The following is a 15,544-nucleotide window of genomic DNA, read 5'->3' on the forward strand; positions in this document are numbered from 1 at the left end:
TGGCAATGTCAGGGAGCTGGAAAATATTCTGCACCGGGCGGTAGCGCTCGGTGAAGACAGCGACCTGCACTTTGATGCGCCACCCGAAGACCATGTCGCGGTTCCCGAGAATCTGCAAAACTTCCTCGATCAGCAGGAGAGAAACATACTGACCAAGGTGCTGCAGGAAACCGGCTTTAACCGGACCGCCGCCGCGGCCAGGCTGGGGCTCACCCTGCGCCAGATTCGCTACCGCATCGCGCGACTGGGCATCTCGACGCCAGGCCACGATGATTCAGCGGATGGGACCGATGACCTCGTCTAAACAGTCACCGATTGCGACCAGCCCGGCCTTGTGGCACCAGGGCTGGTACCGGCATGCTCGCGCACTGGCTTCACCCAACATCGGCGCGCGACCCGCCGGTGCTCAAATTGACCTCATCGTCATTCACTCCATCAGCCTGCCACCCGGCGAGTTTGAGAATGGCGAGGTGCAGCGCCTTTTCACCAACCAGCTCGACTGGGACGCGCATCCCTACTTCCAGCGCATCCGGGGCCTGCAGGTTTCATGTCACTTTTTCATCAGCCGGTCGGGTGCGCTGTGGCAGTTTGTGGCTTGCCATAACCGCGCCTGGCATGCGGGCGATTCGCGCTACCGGGGGCGCAGCGACTGCAATGACGATTCCATTGGCATTGAGCTGGAGGGACTGGAAGGCGGCCGCTTTGAAGCTCGCCAGTACGAGACGCTTGCGGCGCTATGTGCCGCGCTTCTTCAGGCCTACCCCATCGCTCATATTGCCGGGCATGAGCACATTGCCGCAGGGCGCAAAAAAGATCCCGGGCCAGGTTTCGAGTGGCCGTTATTGCAGGCTTCGCTGGCTTTGCCCGATAAGTATTTTCCCGTAGCCTCCTGAAACAATTTAAAGCCTTGGCCATGGCGTCGTGACTAATCACGCCCGGCTCTGAATTTCAGGCTGCTTGGGACGCCTCAAGCCCCATCAGCGTTTGCGGCGAAAAACCGGCGGCAAGTCGCGCCGGCCCTTTGCCTGTGCTGGCGAAGCCTTGCCGGATCAGGCTTTGACGGCGGTTCGTTGCGCCAGTCGAGGCGGCTTGATTGCAGCTCCGGAACAGGGCTGAAAAAGCCCTGAAACGTCGCCGTGGATTCAGAGGGCTATACACTACCGGTAGTGGCTTGTAATACTCCGAGACACTAGCTATAGTGTCTAAGTCCTAATTCGGTTTGACGTAATTTGGGCCGGATGATGAAGCAATCAGTTCACGCCAGAATTGCCCTTCAGCGATTCAAAACTGTCCCGAGCCACGCAGCAGACCCCAACAAAAGCATAAGAGGAAATCATGCAAACAGTACAACTTGCCGTGCCCATTCCGTACGGCGTTCCAGTGAGTCATTCAGCACTCGAAGGCGCCCTGCCCTCCAGCCTGCTTTCCCACTACCAGATCATTCGCCGCAATGGTGCGGTAGTTCCTTTTGAGCCCAACAAGATCGCCGTGGCCATGATGAAAGCCTTCCTGGCGGTTCATGGCACCCAGGGTGCGGCTTCGGCCAGCGTGCGCGAAACAGTGAATGAATTGACGCAAGCCGTCATTCGCGCCCTGATGCGCTCCCGCCCCAGCGGCGGCACTTTCCATATTGAGGATGTGCAGGACCAGGCTGAACTGGGCCTGATGCGCGGCGGTCACCATGAAATTGCCCGTGCTTACGTGCTGTACCGTGAAAAGCGCAACCAGGAGCGCACAAGCCAGTCACAAGCCCAGGCGCCGGTTGCCCCCCTGCTGCATGTGATGGATGGCGGGAAAAGGGTTGCGCTCGATATTCGCAACCTGCAGGCACTGATCGAAGCCTCATGCGCCAATCTGAGCTCCGAGGTCAAGGCAGACCCGATTGTTTCGGAAACCATGCGCAATCTGTATGACGGCGTTCCCATCGAAGAGGTTTACAAGGCCGCCATCCTGGCGGCACGCACGCTGATAGAAAATGATCCGGGTTACACCTTTGCCACGGCTCGCCTGCTGATGCACACCATCCGCAAGGAAGTTCTCGGAGAAGAAATCAGCCAGGAAGCCATGACGGTTCGCTATGCCAGCTACTTCCCGGAGTTCATTGCCAAGGGTGTGAAAAACGAGTTGCTCGACGAAAAACTCCAGCAGTTCGACTTGGCCCGCCTGGGCGCGGCGCTCAAGCCCGAGCGCGACCTGAAGTTTGACTACCTCGGCCTGCAAACCCTGTTTGACCGCTATTTCCTGCACGTACGCAAGCAGCGCATTGAGCTGCCGCAGGCATTTTTCATGCGTGTGGCAATGGGGCTTTCACTCAACGAAAAAGACCGTGAAGGGCGCGCCATCGAGTTCTACGAGATCCTCTCGTCATTCGACTTCATGTCAAGCACGCCCACGCTGTTCAATGCCGGCACCCTGCGGTCGCAACTGTCTTCCTGCTACCTCACGACGGTGGCCGACGACCTTGGCGGCATCTACGATGCCATCAAGGAAAACGCGCTGCTGTCCAAGTTTGCCGGTGGCTTAGGCAATGACTGGACGCCAGTGCGCGCGATGGGCGCCCACATCAAGGGCACCAACGGCGAATCGCAGGGCGTCGTGCCCTTCCTGAAAGTCGTCAACGACACCGCTGTGGCAGTCAACCAGGGCGGCAAACGCAAGGGCGCGGTCTGTGCCTACCTGGAAACTTGGCACCTCGACATTGAGGAATTCCTGGAACTGCGCAAGAACACCGGCGATGACCGCCGACGCACGCACGACATGAACACGTCGAACTGGATCCCCGATCTTTTTATGCGCCGCGTGATGGAAAAAGGCAACTGGACGCTGTTCTCGCCGTCCGATACCCCCGACCTGCACGACAAATATGGCAAGGACTTCGAAAAGGCCTACACCGCCTATGAAGCGCAGGCCGCGCGTGGCGAACTCAAGCCGTCCCGCACCCTGCAGGCCACCGACCTGTGGCGCAAGATGCTGTCGATGCTGTTTGAAACCGGCCATCCCTGGATTACCTTCAAGGATGCCTGCAACATACGCTCGCCGCAGCAGCATGCCGGCGTCGTGCATTCGTCCAACCTCTGCACCGAGATCACGCTCAACACCAGCGCGACTGAGACCGCCGTCTGCAACCTCGGCTCAATCAATCTGGTTCAGCACCTGAAGGACGGCGCGCTGGACCACGACAAGCTGAAGAAGACCATCACCACGGCCATGCGCATGCTGGACAACGTGATCGACATCAACTACTACGCGGTGCAGAAGGCGCGCGAGTCCAATATGCGCCACCGCCCGGTTGGCCTGGGCCTGATGGGCTTTCAGGACTGCCTGTATGAGTTGCGCGTGCCCTACGCCTCGCAGGCTGCTGTCGAATTTGCCGACACGTCCATGGAAGCAATCTGCTACTACGCCTACTGGGCATCGACCGAGCTGGCCAGGGAACGCGGCCAGTACGCCAGCTACCAGGGATCGCTCTGGGACCAAGGCATATTGCCGCTGGACACGCTCGACATGCTGGCCAGGGAGCGCGGCGGTTACGTTGAGGTTGACCGATCTTCCACACTTGACTGGGACGCACTGCGCGGCAAAATTGCCGCAGACGGCATGCGCAACTCTAATTGCGTGGCCATTGCACCGACGGCGACCATTTCCAACATCATTGGTGTGGACGCCTGCATCGAGCCCTGCTTTGGCAACTTGTCGGTCAAGTCCAACCTTTCCGGCGAGTTCACGGTGATCAACCATTACCTGGTCCAGGACCTGAAGCGGCTGGGCTTGTGGGACGAGGTGATGGTGGTGGATCTCAAGCACTTTGATGGCTCGCTTCGTCCGATCGACCGCGTGCCGCAAGAGATCAAGGCGCTTTACGCCACCGCGTTTGAAGTGGAAACGTCCTGGCTCGTGGAAGCTGCGGCGCGGCGCCAGAAATGGATCGACCAGGCACAGTCACTCAATATCTACATGGCGGGCGCCTCGGGCAAGAAGCTTGACGACACCTACAAACTGGCCTGGATTCGCGGCCTGAAGACGACCTATTACCTGCGCACCATGGGTGCCACGCATGCCGAAAAATCCACCGTCAAAGCCGGCAAGATGAACTCAGTTTCATCCGGTCCTGAGGCATCAGCTGGCGGCGGCATGGGTGCGCTTGATGGGGTGGCTGCTGCAGCTCGGGCACAGATGAGCGCATCGCCCGCGACAGATATCAAGTTCTGCGCGATTGACGATCCGGGATGCGAGTCTTGCCAATAAAAACATTGAATCGTGCGATGGAATTTTCGCGCGCGATTCGTTGCAAACCCGATGCGCAAAGCAACGCGGACTCGATGTAATTGAGCAACAAAATTCACGGCGATGTCAATGAACACTTTTCATTTTTCATCACTGCTTTCATAATCACAAAGTATTGGAAACCTCTATGTTGACCTGGGACGAAGAAGTCACACCATCGTTGCAGAAATCTCTCAACAGCGAACTGCCCGACAGTCGCTCGATGGACCTCCCGCCTTCTATTTTTGCATCATCGACCCCGCCTCAGGTGCTGAGGTCGAACGACGGCGCAACGTCCGCCGGATCATCCGCCGAACCACCGGCCAAGGCCAAACGCGTCAAGGCATCGGACAAACGCATCATCAACGGCCAGACCGACGTCAACCAACTGGTGCCATTCAAGTACAAATGGGCTTGGGAAAAATACCTCGCATCCTGCGCCAACCACTGGATGCCGCAAGAAGTCAACATGACACGCGACATCGCGCTGTGGAAAGACCCGAACGGCTTGACCGACGACGAGCGCCGCCTGGTGATGCGCAATCTGGGCTTCTTCACCACCGCCGATTCGCTGGCCGCCAACAATATCGTGCTGGGCACCTACCGCCACATCACCGCGCCCGAATGCCGCCAGTTCCTGCTGCGTCAGGCTTTCGAAGAAGCGATCCACACTCACGCTTACCAGTACATTACCGAGTCCCTGGGCCTGGACGAAGGCGAAATTTTCAACGCCTACAACGAAGTGCAGTCCATCAAGGACAAGGACCAGTTCCTGATCCCGTTCATTGAAGCTATCTCGGACCCCAGCTTCAAGACCGGCACCACCGAGGCAGATCAGACCTTGCTCAAATCGCTGATCGTGTTTGCCTGCCTGATGGAAGGACTGTTCTTCTATGTCGGGTTCACGCAGATTCTGGCGCTGGGTCGGCAAAACAAGATGACCGGCGCGGCCGAGCAATACCAGTACATCCTGCGCGACGAGTCCATGCATTGCAACTTCGGCATTGACCTGATCAACCAGCTCAAGCTCGAAAATCCCCACCTCTGGACGGCAGAATTCAAGGCCGAGATCAAGGCCCTGTTTATGAAGGCGGTTGAACTCGAATACCGCTACGCCGAAGACACCATGCCGCGTGGCGTGCTGGGACTGAACGCCTCCATGTTCAAGGGCTACCTCCGCTACATCGCGAATCGTCGCGCCACGCAGATTGGACTTGAAACCCTCTTCCCCAACGAGGAGAACCCATTCCCATGGATGAGCGAGATGATTGACCTGAAAAAGGAACGCAATTTCTTTGAAACCCGCGTGATCGAGTACCAGTCTGGTGGTGCCCTTTCCTGGGATTGAGTGCCCCCGAAAAAACACGCCAGCCGTAAAAAATGAATTCCGAAATTGCAATGACCAATCAGCGCACCGCAGAGTGCGCGTTGGGCTTTGCTCCAGTATTCGCAGCGCTGGGCCCGGTCATCCGAGCGCCCAACGAAGCGAATCGCTTCCCGCACTCGAGGCGCGAAGTGCTTTTTGCAACGTGATCGAGGAGAAAATTATGGCAACTGCGAAAAAAACTGCGGCAAAAAAAGCCGCTCCGATGAAAACACCGGCTAAAAAAGTGGTGGCGAAGAAGGTAGTAGCGAAAAAAGCGCCTGCTAAAAAAGCTCCGGCCAAAAAAGTCGTTGCTAAAAAGGCTCCAGCCAAAAAAGCTGTCGCTCAAAAAGTAGCGGTTAAGAAGCCAGCAGCAAAAAAAGTAGCGGCAAAGAAGGCCCCGGCCACAAAGGTCGTCGCGAAAAAAGCCGCTGCTAAAAAAATGACGGTTCAAAAGCCGGCAGCAAAAAAGACAGCCGCCAAAACGGTCGTCGCCAAGAAGCCCGCTGCAAAGAAGGTAGCAAAAAAGGCTGCGGCGAAACCTGCTGCGAAAAAGCCCGCTGCCAAAAAGGCCGCGAAAAAACCTGTCGCGAAGAAAGCCGCGAAAAGGCCCGCTGCTCCAGCTCCGTCCGTAACGACTTCTCCAACGGCCCAGACGACCATCAATCCGCAAGCCGCCTGGCCGTTTCCAACGGCCAGCAAACCTTAAGCAACCAGGGGATCTGGCCGGAAGCCCGCTACCGCAAGGTGTCGGGCTTTTTTAATTTTTCAGATGCTTTTGAGCATCACCAACGACCCCATGACACCACCCATGGCAGCGCCTTGAGGCCCAAAGGTGTTTCCCCTGTCTCCGGTTCATACACGGGTTGAAAAAAGCGGTGATTTATGGGTCCAGGTGCTTGTGGTGCCGGATGCCAGCAAAGTCCGGCTTGTCGGCCTGCACAGGAAGGACGACCCAGACCTTGATCAAACACCTGGTTGGCAGCTTTGAGGCCCTTCCACGTGCCTTGGTGCAGGTAGCGGGAGCGGTCTCAAGGGCTAAACAGCCGCGCCAGCTCGGATGAACTGATCGCAGTCATTCTTTGTTTAAAAGGGATTTGCTATAAGTTAAATAGCGCACACTAGCCGTAGTTACTGGACTAGACATCGATTTTGGCAAGATTCAGGGCGTAATTCTGACCCCCGCGGCTGGCAATCTTGTGCGCACCCACACGGTTGCCCAAGGCCGCGCAACGGGCCAAAGACCAACCCTGTTCCAGGCCGAAAAGCAGGGCGCCACGGAAGGCATCACCACAGCCTGTCGGGTCCACCACGGCCTCTGCCTGCACGGGAGGAACAACGGTTTTATCGCCATCGATCCACACTTCACATCCTTGTTCACCCAGCGTCACTACCAGGCCTTGCACCTGTTTTGACATTTCAGCGCAAGACAGGCCGATACGGTCGCAGAGCATTCTGGCTTCGTAGTCGTTGACTGTCACCCAACTGGCCAGTTCAACAAAATGAGCGAGTTCCTTGCCGTCAAACATCGGCAAACCCTGGCCAGGGTCAAATACAAAGGGAATTCCGGCCGCCTTGAACTGCTCGGCATGCTGCTGCATGGCATCGCGCCCGTCGGGCGAAATCATGCCCAGCCTGATGTCACTGCGCGCCTCAATTCGGGTAATGTGGGCCTGCATCATCGCGCCCGGATGAAAAGCCGTGATCTGGTTGTTGTCACGATCGGTCATGATCATGGCCTGTGCGGTATAGGTGTCATTGACCTCGCGTACAAACTCGGTATTGATGCCCTGAGTTTTCATCCGCGTCACGTACTCAACGCCGTCACTCCCCACCGTTGCCATGGGAAGCGGGGTACCGCCAAGCTGCCGCAGGCTGTACGCAATATTGCCCGCACAGCCGCCGAATTCGCGGCGCAGCGCCGGGACCAGAAAGGATACGTTGAGGATATGTAACTGGTCGGGCAGTATCTGCTCGGAAAAGCGCCCCTCAAATGTCATGATGGTGTCGAAAGCAAGGGAGCCACAAATTACAGCAGACATTCGGTTCTCGATTCGGTCAAGGGTAAAAAGCCAGGATACGGTAACCGGCCACCCGCAAGGATGCGCGCGGTGCGGAGGATGACAACAAAGGCGCGCCTACCCGCTCTGCGTCGCTGGATACCTTGAGGGTTACCGCGCCAGCCAGTTCGGAATGGGCAGCCACTGTGGTGGCATTCGCGCCATACTGAGCGGGTGCAAGTACTCTGCGCACCACGGCCTGGTCTTGCGTGTCAGTGAGGGTCAACTCCAGGGAAGGCACTTCCAAGATAGTGCCACCGGTGTTCTTGAGCATGAAACCGAGACGGTAGGTATCGGTAGTCATCTTGTTGAAAGTCGAGCTGTCGATAATCAGTGACTCGATTTGGCGCGGTGGCTGGATTTCGCAGTGAAGGGGACGGCAAAGCGCCTGCAGCACTGGCATCAGCCGCGGCTCGAGCGCGGCCAGCCGGTCTTTTTGCAGCACTGTCCATTGCAAGGCCAGCATCACAAACAACGAAAGGAAAAGCCCTATCAACACGCCACGCACCAGCGGCTTTTTCCAGAATGCCCTGCGCCGCGCATCCCGCACGAACGAAACTTCCTGCACTGCCTCGATGCCGCCCTGCTCGGCGTCCTGCACAGGAATGCTTGCCGGATCCGGCGCCTGAGAGTCGGTTTCATCAGCGCTTTTTTCCTTTGGGAATTGCTCTGGCGATGCCAGTTGAACAGCGGGAGCGGACACGCCGATCAGGGGAAGCACAAGTTCTTGCTGCTGCCGCTTTAGCAAGGCCTGCCTCCAGCCTACCGGATCGAAATCCACATCGGCACCGCCCTGCGTCGCATCCTCCAGCGCCAGTCTGCCGGACGGCAAGGGCGCATTATCGGGCAAGGACGGTACTTCTTGGTGGTTTGGCTCCGGCAGGATGTCCGACAGTGTCTGTGCCTCTTCGGCCTCTTCAGAGTTCCCGGCAAGCTCGGCACGGTCAATATCCCCTGCGAGTTCAGGCATGGGAGGTTCTTGCTCCACCAGCGACGACGTGACCGCTCCACCGACTTCAGCCGGCAGCAGCTGCGCCGAGGCGTCAAATACCTCCGCACACTGACCGCACCTGACCCAGCCTTGCGCGATCTTGAGTTGGTCGGCCACGACTTTGAACATCGTGCCACAGGCTGGACAGCGCGTAATCAGGCTCATTTAGCGCTGTATTGTAGGGCTCGTTGCCGTGTTGGCAGGGCCGGAAAACCCGCAGAAAAGCGGGCTGAGGGCGCGCTCAAAACCGCGCGGTCATCAAAATCCAGCCGTCATCCGCATCGTGCACTTCAAGCTGACAATAGGGCAAATAGGCCGCTTTAAGCTCATCGGCCTGGCGCTCCAGAATGCCCGCCAGCACCAGGTGGCCGCCCTTTTCCACATGCGAGCAAAGCAAGGGCGCCAGCACACGCAAGGGCGTCGCCAGAATGTTGGCCAGCACCGTCTGGTAACTACCCACCGCCTTGTCGGGCAAACCCGTTTGCAAGCTAACGTGGTTGGCCTCGGCATTGGCGCGCGTGGACTCGACCGCCGCCTCGTCGATATCGACGGCATCGATGCCTGTCGCGCCGAACTTGGCTGCGCCGATGGCGAGAATGCCCGAGCCGCAGCCGTAGTCAAGAACGCGACCCAAAGATTTTCCGGCGCCTGAGCGATCGCGCGCAGAAGCATCGTTTTCCGCCGGGCCGTCCCCGGGAAAGCCACTCTCCTCAGTGGGCAGCGCATAACGCACGGTGGAAAGCGCGGGGGCGCCATTCGCTGCAATCCAGCGCAAGCACATGCGTGTCGTTGGATGGGTGCCGGTACCAAACGCCAGCCCCGGGTCAAGGCGAATTACTTGCCTGGCCTGCGCCGGCGGCTCGTGCCACGTCGGCACGATCCAGAATTCAGGCGTGATTTCGACCGGCGTGAACTGGGATTGCGTCAGCCTGACCCAGTCCTGCTCGGGCACCGCCTGAATAGCGACGAGCTGGCAACCCGAAAAAAAATCCTGCGCCACTAGCACCGATGCGGCATCGCGCGCCAGCGCTTCGCTGGCAAACAGCGACACGATACGGGAGCGCTCCCAGCCCGCCTTCGGCGGCGGCATGCCCGGCTCGCCAAACAGTGCCTGCTCAGCGGGCGTGTGCGCGTCGGCATCTTCCACCGACACGCTCAGCGCGTCCAATGCGTCCAGCGCATCGCTGAGCGTCTCGACCTCGTGAACGGGCGCCAGCAAAATCAGCTCAAACATTTTCATGACGTTGTGCTCCCACATTCGCTCACTGCGTGTAGCTCTCTGCCCCCCAAGATGGCTGTGCTTGCTTGGGGCGGCCCGACGCGGTGCAGGGCCAAGGGGCCGTGCTCAGCGTTCACGCTTTGACAGCCACTCTTCAAGGTAGTGAATATTTGTTCCGCCATCCATGAATTTGGCGTCCACCATCAGTTCACGGTGCAGCGCAATATTGGTGTTGATGCCCTCGACAACGGTTTCCGACAGCGCCGTGCTCATGCGCGCCAGCGCTTGCTCGCGGGTGTCGCCGTGAACAATGATCTTGCCAATCATCGAGTCGTAGTGGGGCGGCACGAAGTAGTTCGAATAAATATGTGAATCCACCCGCACTCCCGGCCCGCCTGGCGTGTGCCAGTTGGTGATGCGTCCGGGCGAGGGTGTGAATTTGTAGGGGTCTTCCGCGTTGATTCGGCACTCGATCGCGTGGCCTTTGATATGGATATCGCGCTGGACAAACGGCAGGCGCTCGCCAGCCGCAACCATGATCTGGGTTCTCACAATGTCAACGCCCGTGATCCATTCCGTCACCGGATGCTCGACCTGGACGCGGGTATTCATCTCGATAAAATAAAACTCGCCATTTTCGTAGAGAAACTCGAAGGTTCCCGCGCCGCGATAACCGAGCTTCTTGACGGCGGTCACGCAGCGTTCGCCAATTCTCTCGATCAGTTTGCGCGGAATGCCGGGTGCAGGGCCTTCCTCGATAACTTTCTGGTGGCGCCGTTGCATGGAGCAATCGCGCTCACCCAGCCAGACCGCGTTTTTGTACTGGTCAGCCAAAATCTGGATTTCAATGTGCCGCGGATTTTGCAGAAATTTCTCCATGTAAACCTCCGGGTTGCCAAAAGCCGCGCCAGCTTCGGCCTTGGTGGTCTGCACCGCGTTGAGCAGCGCCGCTTCCGTGTGTACCACGCGCATGCCGCGACCGCCGCCGCCGCCCGCCGCCTTGATGATGACGGGGTAGCCAATCTGTTTGGCAACGCGCTTGATGAAGGCCGGGTCGGCGGGCAGCGCGCCCTCGGAACCGGGCACGCAGGGCACCCCTGCCTTTAGCATGGTCTGCTTGGCCGAGACCTTGTCGCCCAGCAGGCGAATCGACTCTGGCGAAGGGCCAATGAACTTGAAACCGCTTTTTTCGACCCGCTCGGCAAAATCGGCGTTCTCGCTCAAGAAACCGTAGCCGGGATGAATCGCCTCGGCGTCCGTCACCTCAGCGGCCGAAATAATGGCCGGCATGTTGAGGTAGCTCAGGGCCGACGAAGGGGGTCCGATGCACACCGCTTCATCAGCGAGCTTGATGTATTTGGCCTCGCGGTCCGCCTCGGAATACACCATCACTGCCTTGACACCGAGTTCCCGGCAGGCGCGCTGGATCCTCAGGGCAATCTCACCCCGATTGGCGATCAATATCTTTTTAAACATGGTGGGTCCCGCAGCTCATGAACAGAAGCCCTCACTCGATGATGAAGAGCGGCTGTCCGTATTCCACGGCCTGGCCATTTTCCGAAAGAATCCGCGTGACGGTGCCCGACTTGTCGGCTTCAATCTCGTTGAGGATTTTCATGGCCTCGATGATGCAGATGGTTTCGCCCTCCTTGACCACGTTGCCGATTTCGACAAAGGGACTGGAGTCCGGACTGGAGGCGCGATAAAACGTGCCCACCATGGGAGACTTGACTGCATGTCCGACCGGAAGCGCTGCAACCGCTTCCCCAGCGGCTGAGGTCGCAACCGCTGCCGCAGGTACCTGCATCATGGCCATGGCAGGCTGCTGCATCATCATGGGAACACCGCTGGACTTGACAATACGGACTTTGCCTTCGGCCTCGGTGATCTCCAGCTCTGAAACATTCGACTCGGAAACAAGGTCGATCAGGGTTTTGAGTTTTCTTAAATCCATAGATTCTTTCCGAAGAAGTGGGCTGCGCTGACGCGATGCTTCAACACGCAGTTATGGCGAAGCAAAGAAAGCGAGGCAAGCAGCCATCTTCGCTCTTGTTTCGCTTACTCTCTGCTTTTACGCCTTAAAGTGCCTATCGGCCAATTATTGTGCGGGGCCGCTCATGAGCCAAGCCCGGAAAACGCAAAGTGTACCTCATGCCGAAACGGCAAATTTCATGCATCAGGACTTTTGGAGCGCACGCGGACCCGAGCGGCGCAAGCACTCTGCCGGAGCGGCGAATCCGGCGATCGGCCGCCAGCGCGCAGCTTGCAGCCCGCGCGCGAGTCACGTCGTGCACTCAGGAAAGCTTGGTCCAGTTCACAAGGTCTTCGGGTGAAATCTTGCCGATCTTGCGCTGAAGCACTTGGCCCGACGAGCCAAACAGCACTGTAAAAGGCAAGCCGCCTACCTGGTTGCCGAGCGATTTGCTCAACTCGGTGCCATTCAGTCCCGCCATGCCAACCGGAAAATTCAGTGGCCGGGTCTGCAGCCAGGCGCGCACGGCGCTGGGTTGGTCAACGGCCAGGCCGACGACCTGAATGTTCTTGTCCTTGTTTTCCTGGTAGAAGAAATCCAGCAAGGGAAGTTCTTCCACGCAAGGCGGACACCAGGTGGCCCAGAAATTGACCAGCACCACCTTGCCCCGAAAGCTGCTCATGGGCAGGTTTTTTCCGTCAGGCGTTTCGAAACTCAGATTCCAGAACACATCGGCTGCTTTAACGGACTCCACGACAGGCAGCTCATGCGGCTGGAATTTCCACCAGGCTACACCGGCACCGGCCGCTCCGGCCAGCGCGGCCGCGCCGCCATACAGCATTTTTCTGCGATTCACTTTTCTGGCTCCTAAGGCGATTCAATAGGGGTTAACAGTAATTTTTGCACGGCAGCCAGGTCACCGCGAGGTGTGCGGCCTTTGGCGTCCGGGCGCAGCGCACCGCGCAGGTCGTCGTGGTCGTAGACCATCAAGTGCACACCCACCGTTTCGTTCAACGGTTTGCACAGGCTGCTCAGGCTGAGCGCCTCCACGCTGCCGCCATTGAATCCGGTGACGGTGCGCGGCTCGTAATTCACATTGTGTTCAATCAGGGCAATTTCTGCGGATTTCGGATCGTCGCAAAACAGCTGAATGTAAATATCCGACAGACGGGTTGCCGTGCCATGCCATACCGATCCGCCCAGATAAGGTCGAAACTGCTGTAGCCGCTGCATCCAGACCAGTGCAAGCGCGCGCAACGCGGACAGTTCGGTTGGCTGCGTGTCGGCACAAAATAACGAAATGTACTCGCGCACAGCGTCTTCCAGCTCGTCGTTGTCTGGCAACGCAGTGCGCGCGGGCAGCGCCATTTGCTTGACCGCTCGCCGTTTGGCCGGACCGTATTCAAGCCCTTCTTCGACCACCAGCGCGGCCGCTGTCGCGGCAATTTCAGATTTGAGGGTATGCAAGTTCAAAGTCGGCAGGCCTGGCAAAGCGGGGAACGAAGATTGGCGAAGGGTCAAGGATAGGCAACAAACCGCGAAAGGATGCACGATTGTGCCCAGCTTGGGGTCGCACTAGCAGTGAAAGTTCAACCGTGGTACGTTTGCTATTTAATAAATAGCAAACTACATCCGTACTTGTTGGACTACAGCCGATTTTTCTTCAAAAACCGGTTCCTGAGACGCACCCTCCCTAAAATAAAGCGCATGCACATACATATTCTGGGAATCTGCGGCACTTTCATGGGCGGACTGGCCGCGTTGGCGCGCGAGGCGGGGCACAAGGTGACGGGTTGCGATACTGGCGTTTATCCACCCATGAGTGATCAGTTGCGCGCCCTGGGTATCGAACTGATTGAGGGCTATGGAAGTGACCAGATGGCCTTGTCACCCGATGTCTTCGTGATTGGCAATGTGGTGTCGCGGGCGCGGCTGCTCGACGGCAGCCCCAGATATCCCTTGATGGAAGCCATCCTCAACAGCGGCCAGCCCTACACCAGCGGCCCGCAATGGTTGTCAGGTCATGTGCTGCACCACCCGACTCACCACGCAACAGGCCCGCGCCATGTACTGGCCGTGGCCGGCACGCATGGGAAAACCACCACCACCGCCATGCTGGCCTGGATTCTGGAACAAGCCGGCTTGCAGCCCGGTTTTCTCATTGGCGGCGTGCCGCTGAACTTCGGCGTGTCCGCCCGCCAGGGTCAGGGCAACACCTTCGTGATTGAAGCCGACGAATACGACACCGCATTTTTCGACAAGCGCAGCAAGTTCGTGCACTACCGCCCGCGCACGGCGATTTTGAACAACCTGGAGTTCGACCACGCGGATATTTTCGATGACCTGGCGGCCATAGAACGACAGTTTGACCACCTCGTGCGCACCGTGCCATCGCAAGGCCGCGTGATCGTCAATGCCGGTGAAGCCAGTCTGCGGCGCGTGCTGGCCCAAGGCTGCTGGAGCGAGCAAATGCTGTTTGGCGGAAGCCCGGCTAAGCACTGCGGTTTCACCGTCCAGGGCGAGCCGCACGATTTCAGTGTGCTCAAGGACGGTCAAACCGTCGCGCAGCTGCGCTGGGACATCGGTGGCGTTCACAACCAGCTCAACGCGCTGGCCGCCATTGCCGCCGCGGAGCATGTCGGCGTGGCGCCAGCGGTGGCCGCCGAAGCACTGGCCGGCTTTCAGAACGTCAAGCGCCGCATGGAAGTACGCGGCGTGATCCACCGCAGCGCGGGCGACATCACGGTTTACGACGATTTTGCCCACCACCCGACGGCCATTCACACCACCGTGGACGGCCTGCGCCGCCAGCTCAACGGTGCAGGGAAAAGCGGCGAGCGCATCCTCGCCATCTTCGAGCCGCGCAGCAATACCATGAAGCTGGGCAGCATGACGGCGCAACTGCCCTCAAGCCTGGAACAGGCCGACCTGGTCTTTTGCCACGCGGGCGGGCTGGACTGGGACGCCAGAGCTGCGCTGGCCCCCATGGGCAAACGAGCGCAGGTAGCGGACCAACTGGATGAACTGCTGGCTCAAGTCAAGGCCGTCGTCCGGCCGGGCGACCACTTGCTATGCATGAGCAACGGCGGATTTGGCGGCATTCACGCCAAGCTGCTGGATGCGCTGGGCGCGTGAAAACCAGCAGCCCGGCAGGCTACCAACCCCTGTCCGGAGCCGGCCAGGCATTTCCCCCAAAATGCAGTTTGCTATTTTTTTAATAGCAAGCGTGGGCCGTACTTGTTGGACTACAGCCTGTAACAGTCTTAGACTTAGACTTAGACTTAGACTCAGTAGCTGATACTCAAGTCCGCCACATTAATATGCACCATCGATTTTCCCAAAGCTGAGCCCGTCGCGCGGGCAAATTCAAGCGCCCAGCCGGCATCGGCAAACCGGGCCGGGCCGGCGGCTTGCGCAACCACTACCACCTTGTCGGCTGTCAGCAGCTTGCCGGTAGGACGCAGCGGCTCGCAACCCATCTGGGTGAACTGCTCATCAAGCCAGCGGCGCGCCACGTCGTGCGGCATCGGCTGAACTTCATTGAGATCGACTAGCACGGGTTGATGGCCTGGAAAGGTCACACTGACTTCGCTACGCATGGAGGCTCCTCGGGAAAAATGATCAATTTTGCGCCATCTCCGGCGACCCGGCCTGCAGGGACGCTTCGCAAGAAAGA

Annotated in this window: 14 protein-coding genes; 6 read left to right on the forward strand and 8 right to left on the reverse strand. The window is 58.6% G+C overall.

From position 1 onward, the window contains the following. The 5 genes from HHJ19_RS10255 to HHJ19_RS10275 form a co-directional block, all read left to right on the forward strand. Nucleotides 1–304, forward strand: a 304-nt coding sequence (locus HHJ19_RS10255) for a helix-turn-helix domain-containing protein (RefSeq protein WP_296906797.1), incomplete at its 5' end; no start/stop codon positions are given. Continuing rightward, nucleotides 291–893, forward strand: a complete 603-nt coding sequence (gene ampD / locus HHJ19_RS10260) for a 1,6-anhydro-N-acetylmuramyl-L-alanine amidase AmpD (protein ID WP_296906800.1) — start codon at nucleotides 291–293, stop codon at nucleotides 891–893. The genes HHJ19_RS10255 and ampD, both read left to right, overlap by 14 nt. Before the next feature lie 442 nt (nucleotides 894–1,335). After that, nucleotides 1,336–4,245, forward strand: a complete 2,910-nt coding sequence (locus HHJ19_RS10265; RefSeq protein ID WP_296906803.1) for a ribonucleoside-diphosphate reductase subunit alpha — start codon at nucleotides 1,336–1,338, stop codon at nucleotides 4,243–4,245. 166 nt (nucleotides 4,246–4,411) lie between these two features. Next, nucleotides 4,412–5,611 (forward strand): ribonucleotide-diphosphate reductase subunit beta, encoded by a 1,200-nt coding sequence (locus HHJ19_RS10270; protein WP_296906806.1) that lies wholly within the window; start codon nucleotides 4,412–4,414, stop codon nucleotides 5,609–5,611. A 199-nt stretch (nucleotides 5,612–5,810) separates the two neighbouring features. Then, nucleotides 5,811–6,335 (forward strand): histone H1-like DNA-binding protein, encoded by a 525-nt coding sequence (locus HHJ19_RS10275; protein ID WP_296906808.1) that lies wholly within the window; start codon nucleotides 5,811–5,813, stop codon nucleotides 6,333–6,335. Between the two features lie 430 nt (nucleotides 6,336–6,765). Here the strand turns inward: HHJ19_RS10275 and HHJ19_RS10280 are convergent, their stop codons facing one another. From HHJ19_RS10280 to HHJ19_RS10310, 7 genes are all read right to left on the reverse strand, one after another. Then, entirely contained in the window at nucleotides 6,766–7,668 is a 903-nt protein-coding gene (locus HHJ19_RS10280; RefSeq protein ID WP_296906811.1) for a carbohydrate kinase family protein, read from the reverse strand. A gap of 16 nt (nucleotides 7,669–7,684) precedes the next feature. Next, nucleotides 7,685–8,842 (reverse strand): DUF3426 domain-containing protein, encoded by a 1,158-nt coding sequence (locus HHJ19_RS10285; RefSeq protein ID WP_296906813.1) that lies wholly within the window; start codon nucleotides 8,840–8,842, stop codon nucleotides 7,685–7,687. 76 nt (nucleotides 8,843–8,918) lie between these two features. Then, a complete protein-coding gene (locus HHJ19_RS10290) occupies nucleotides 8,919–9,911 on the reverse strand; it encodes a 50S ribosomal protein L11 methyltransferase (RefSeq protein ID WP_296906824.1) in 993 nt (330 codons plus the stop codon). Nucleotides 9,912–10,022: 111 nt separating this feature from the next. Next, nucleotides 10,023–11,372, reverse strand: coding sequence for an acetyl-CoA carboxylase biotin carboxylase subunit (accC, locus tag HHJ19_RS10295; protein WP_296906815.1), 1,350 nt, complete (start codon nucleotides 11,370–11,372; stop codon nucleotides 10,023–10,025). 31 nt (nucleotides 11,373–11,403) lie between these two features. Then, nucleotides 11,404–11,850, reverse strand: a complete 447-nt coding sequence (gene accB / locus HHJ19_RS10300) for an acetyl-CoA carboxylase biotin carboxyl carrier protein (RefSeq protein ID WP_296906817.1) — start codon at nucleotides 11,848–11,850, stop codon at nucleotides 11,404–11,406. A 340-nt stretch (nucleotides 11,851–12,190) separates the two neighbouring features. Further along, nucleotides 12,191–12,724 (reverse strand): TlpA disulfide reductase family protein, encoded by a 534-nt coding sequence (locus HHJ19_RS10305; protein ID WP_296906819.1) that lies wholly within the window; start codon nucleotides 12,722–12,724, stop codon nucleotides 12,191–12,193. A gap of 11 nt (nucleotides 12,725–12,735) precedes the next feature. Beyond that, nucleotides 12,736–13,335, reverse strand: coding sequence for a hypothetical protein (locus HHJ19_RS10310; protein WP_296906827.1), 600 nt, complete (start codon nucleotides 13,333–13,335; stop codon nucleotides 12,736–12,738). A 240-nt stretch (nucleotides 13,336–13,575) separates the two neighbouring features. Between HHJ19_RS10310 and mpl the strand changes: the two genes are divergently transcribed. Further along, nucleotides 13,576–15,003, forward strand: a complete 1,428-nt coding sequence (gene mpl / locus HHJ19_RS10315) for a UDP-N-acetylmuramate:L-alanyl-gamma-D-glutamyl-meso-diaminopimelate ligase (RefSeq protein WP_296906821.1) — start codon at nucleotides 13,576–13,578, stop codon at nucleotides 15,001–15,003. A 152-nt stretch (nucleotides 15,004–15,155) separates the two neighbouring features. Here mpl and HHJ19_RS10320 read toward each other — a convergent pair whose 3' ends face one another. Beyond that, nucleotides 15,156–15,467 (reverse strand): hypothetical protein, encoded by a 312-nt coding sequence (locus HHJ19_RS10320; RefSeq protein WP_296906822.1) that lies wholly within the window; start codon nucleotides 15,465–15,467, stop codon nucleotides 15,156–15,158. Nucleotides 15,468–15,544 lie beyond the last annotated feature (77 nt).

Source organism: Polaromonas sp. (assembly GCF_012927415.1).
GTDB lineage: Bacteria > Pseudomonadota > Gammaproteobacteria > Burkholderiales > Burkholderiaceae_C > Polaromonas.